The organism is Stieleria sp., assembly GCF_041595215.1.
GTDB classification, from domain to species: Bacteria; Planctomycetota; Planctomycetia; order Pirellulales; family Pirellulaceae; genus Stieleria; species Stieleria magnilauensis.
Genome location: NZ_JBFHKV010000768.1, coordinates 1 through 4,352, shown reverse-complemented (window position 1 = coordinate 4,352; position 4,352 = coordinate 1). Strand labels below are relative to the sequence as shown.

At 58.9% G+C, this 4,352-nt stretch carries 3 protein-coding genes; 2 read left to right on the top strand and 1 reads right to left on the bottom strand.

Annotated features, from left to right (window positions below; all coding sequences use genetic code 11):
* Positions 1-888 precede the first annotated feature (888 nt).
* Together groES and groL are read left to right on the top strand one after the other, a co-directional pair.
* Positions 889-1,206 carry a co-chaperone GroES gene (gene groES, locus ABX749_RS23885; RefSeq protein WP_145390609.1) on the top strand — a complete coding sequence of 106 codons (318 nt, stop codon included), beginning with the start codon at positions 889-891 and terminating at the stop codon, positions 1,204-1,206.
* Positions 1,207-1,279: 73 nt separating this feature from the next.
* The gene (groL, locus tag ABX749_RS23880) at positions 1,280-2,896 is read left to right on the top strand and encodes a chaperonin GroEL (RefSeq protein ID WP_145219409.1); all 1,617 of its coding nucleotides are present in this window, start codon (positions 1,280-1,282) and stop codon (positions 2,894-2,896) included.
* A gap of 360 nt (positions 2,897-3,256) precedes the next feature.
* Here the strand turns inward: groL and ABX749_RS23875 are convergent, their stop codons facing one another.
* Positions 3,257-3,817 (bottom strand): rhomboid family intramembrane serine protease, encoded by a 561-nt coding sequence (locus ABX749_RS23875; RefSeq protein ID WP_372898206.1) that lies wholly within the window; start codon positions 3,815-3,817, stop codon positions 3,257-3,259.
* Between the last annotated feature and the right edge of the window lie 535 nt (positions 3,818-4,352).

Here is a 4,352-nt window from a genome sequence, read left to right as displayed (position 1 = left end):
AGCCGTATTTTGCCCAAAGGGCATGGATACCCATAGCCTGGGGCAAGCAAGCCGAGCATTTGCGAGCGTTGCGCCGCCCCAGGAACCGCATCGCAATGAGGTTCGATTTGGCCAACGGCCATGCACAACATTTCCAAAAGATGTGTAGATACCAATGCCACGCGGGAGGGTGACGTCTTAACTTGACACGTCTGCCCCTCGCTTCGCTCGAGCCTCCCGCCGGGAGGGTGGCTTCAGGCCGATACCGAAAAGTTAAGACCGACCGAGAGGCCGCTCGCGCTGGCGCGAACCGGCTGATATCAAACGAATATCAGCCGTTTGGCGCGAGCCTACGGGCCCTAGCACGGGGAAACGACGCTTCACTTAGCGGTATTGGGCATCCGGCACGGCGCGAACAATCGACTCGGGGGCGAGGCGTCTGCCAATTTGTCGATTCTGCGGTGGGAATCGCGGAAAACCGGTGGGCAGACAAGATTCCGGCCGGGGCCGAACATTTGGCCCCTGTTGCAGAAACCAGAAATGCACCAAGATACGCGTCCGCGATCAGCGACCTTCAGGAAACTTTCTGCACCGATATTTTGAGGCTCTTTCGAGGGCTTGTTCCGGTCGGAGGAGTGTGATGCCCCGGCCGCGGTCAGGATCTGGCACACCGTTTGCTGCTCGGCGTGCCAGTCAGAAAAACTGTCAACTTGGCGCGGCCATCCGGTCGCCAAAACGACAGCCGCTCGCCAGTGGACTCAACACAGTCGACGTCGCGCGGTGGACTGCCAGGCGGTCGTTTCGGCCGCAGTTGCGTTGATCGTGATTGGGCAGGCCACTGCCGCTGGCGGCAGCCTACAAGACATTCTCCATTCAATTTCCCGCACTACAGAAAAGGTATCCGCAACTATGGCGACTGCCACCAAGAAAAAGGCTTCCGTTCGACTGCAACCGATCGGCGAGCGAATCGTGGTCCAGCGTGAAGAAGTCGAGGAAACGACCGCTGGCGGGATCGTTCTTCCCGATTCGGCACGCGAAAAACCGGCCCGCGGCACCGTCGTGGCAATCGGCACCGGCAAGCTGCTCGATGACGGCACCCGTGGACAAAGCCAGTTGTCCGAAGGCGACCACGTCCTGTTCAGCAGTTACGCCGGCGAATCGGTCGAGATCGATGGCGAAGAATATTTGCTGATGCGTGAAGACGACGTCCTGGCGGTGATCGGCTAGGCCGCAGCCGAGTCATCATCGTACGCATCCCACCCGATCAAAAACCTCTAACAACACACCCCAATAGAATTCCATGGCAAAGATCATTGCATTTGAGCAGGAAGCCCGTGAGGCGATTCGCCGAGGCGTTTCCAAACTGGCTCGCACCGTCAAGGTCACCCTCGGTCCCAAGGGCCGTAACGTGATCTTGCAGAAAAGTTTCGGCAGCCCGACCGTCACCAAAGACGGTGTCACCGTGGCGAAGGAAATCGAGCTGGAAGACGTCTATGAAAACATGGGCGCCCGGATGGTTCGCGAAGTCGCCAGCAAGACCAGCGACGTCGCCGGTGACGGAACCACGACCGCGACCGTGATGGCCGAAGCGATCTTCAACGAAGGCCTGAAGGCGGTCGTCGCCGGCGTCAACCCGATCAAGATGAAGCAGGGCATCGAAAAAGCCGTTGCCGATCTGACCGAAAAACTGCATTCGATGGCCACCAAGGTCAAGGATCAGTCCGCGATGGCAGACGTCGCGACGATCGCCAGCAACAACGACCGTGAAATCGGCGAATTGTTGGCCGACGCGATGAGCAAGGTCGGCAAGGACGGCGTCATCACCGTCGACGAAGGCAAGAGCCTGCAAACCGAGCAGGAATGGGTCGAAGGGATGCAGTTCGATCGCGGCTACCTGTCGCCTTACTTCGTCACCGACAGCGCCAGCATGGAAGCCGTCCTGGAAGACGCCTACATCCTGGTCTTCGAAAAGAAAATCAGCAGCATCAAGGACATGGTCCCGATGCTGGAAAAGGTCGTCCAACAAGGCAAGCCGCTGTTGATCATCGCCGAAGACGTCGATGGCGAAGCACTGGCCACGTTGGTCATCAACCGACTGCGCGGCACGTTCAACGTCTGTGCCGTCAAGGCTCCCGGCTACGGCGACCGACGCAAGGCCATGATGGAAGACATCGCCATCCTGACCGGCGGTCAAGCCATCTTCGAAGCACTCGGCATCAAGCTGGAAAGCGTCGACCTGCCGCAACTCGGTCGTGCCAAGAAGATCATCATCGACAAGGACAACACCACGATCATCGAAGGTGCCGGTAAGAGCAGCGACATCAAGGCTCGCATCGACCAGATCCGTCGTGAAATCGAAAACAGCACCAGCGATTACGATCGCGAAAAACTGGAAGAGCGTTTGGCCAAGCTCGCCGGTGGTGTCGCCAAGGTCAACGTCGGTGCCGCAACCGAAAGCGAGATGAAGGAAAAGAAGGCTCGCGTCGAAGATGCACTGCACGCAACCCGTGCCGCCGTCGAAGAAGGCATTCTGCCCGGTGGTGGCGTCGCACTGCTGCGTGCCAGCAGCACCGTCAAGCCCGGCGATGACCTGAGCGACGACGAACGAGTTGGTTACAACATCGTCCTGCGTTCGTGCCGCGCCCCGCTGCACATGATCGCGCAAAACGCCGGCCAAGATGGCGGAATCGTTTGCGAGAAAGTTGCTGCGATGAAGGGCAACGGTGGCTACAACGCCCTGACCGATACCTACGAAGACCTGGTCAAGGCCGGCGTCATCGACCCCACCAAGGTCACGCGGACCGCACTCGGCAACGCCGCAAGCGTCGCAACCCTGTTGCTGACCAGCGATGCACTGGTTGCCGAAAAGCCGAAGGCCGGTGCCAAGGGCCACGGCGGCGACCACGACATGTATTGATCCGCCACGCGGAACCAATCAGCGAAATAAACACGCCCGAGCCATTTGGTTCGGGCGTTTTTTTGTTGGTGTGCAGGCTTTAGCCGCCCAATGTCGCTGCCCCGCAGCGACAGTCCAGCTTAGGAAGTCTCCCCGCCTGGGCGGCTGCGGATCTTTTGCATGTCAGATTTGTTCTGAGTGGATCGTTTCGGCCAACGGCCGTTTACATCCGTAGCCTTGGGCACCGCCCAAGGTCCGCAAACGAAAACGAGATGGATTGGCCAACGGCCATGCACAAATGCCACTATAAACGCAAAGGTTGTGGATGGCCGTTGGCCCGTCCGTCGCGGACGGACAACGTCATGGTCGTTTGCCGGCTCGTCACGTTTTGATTCTGTACCGCCCGGCTTCACCGCTGGTGAAAAACGCAACCGCGCTGCCTCCGATCAAGCCACAGAGGTGGCCGTCCCAGGAAACCTCGGCGCCGCCGCCCGGCAAGACTCCCGACAGCAGCGTTCCGCCGAACAGGATACCGACCACAATCGCGACACCGACAGGGACCAAGCGGCGTCGCAGGAAACCGCTGACGATCAACAATCCGATCAGTCCAAACACCACGCCGCTCGCGCCGACATGATTCGCGTCACGCCCGACCAGCCAGAGCAACGACGCACCGGCGAGCGAGGTCATCGTGACGAGCAACCAAGGGGATTTCTGAGAGCTCACCAGCAGGCCCAGCAGAATGCCCAACGACATCGTGTTGCTAAACAGGTGCCCGAAGCTGCCATGCAGAAACGGCATCGTCACGATCCCTAACAACCCGCTCCAATGCCGTGGCTGCAACCCGAGGTCCGTCAAGTCATACGGAATCGTGGCATCGACGATCCGGATCAGCCACAGGGACAGCAGCAGAACACCGATCCGATAAAACTCCTTCTGCATGTCAGGCAAGGCCGTTACGAGGTTAACGATGGCAGGCAGTCCTGCCGGTCAAGATACACATTCATTCCCTCGTTCGTAGGCTCGCACCAAACGGCTGATCATGGTTTGAGATCAGCCGGTTCGCGCCAGCGTCCGGGCACCTTCATTGATGTTAACTTAGCAGTATTGGTCGAAAGCCTGGGGAAGCAGGGTATCCGAAGCGGAGCCTGGGCTATGCGGAATCTCTCTATAAGACGCCTGCTCCATCATTCTGCCCCGAATCATTCTGCCATCCCCCCTGGTTTTCGCCGACACGACAGGGTGCGGTGGTCTGGGGGGGAGGTAGGAAGATTTTGAAGGTAGGAAGATTGGTTAGATCGAATGAATGGCGCATCTCATCATTTTCTTACCTCCGAAATCTTCCTACCCGACTTTCGTACCGGCTAACAGACGCGCGCCCAACCACTTGCGAGACTCGACGATAGGGCGGAGCCTGACAACAAGACCGTGTGCTAACGTTTGCCAGCGATACGGTCGCCTTCGGCACGCAGCATTT

Bases quoted from the DNA above. Each gene is read 5' to 3' on its own strand.
- groL (WP_145219409.1), top strand. From the start codon at position 1,280: ATGGCAAAGATCATTGCATTTGAGCAGGAAGCCCGTGAGGCGATTCGC.
- ABX749_RS23875 (WP_372898206.1), bottom strand. From the start codon at position 3,817: ATGCAGAAGGAGTTTTATCGGATCGGTGTTCTGCTGCTGTCCCTGTGG.
- groES (WP_145390609.1), top strand. From the start codon at position 889: ATGGCGACTGCCACCAAGAAAAAGGCTTCCGTTCGACTGCAACCGATC.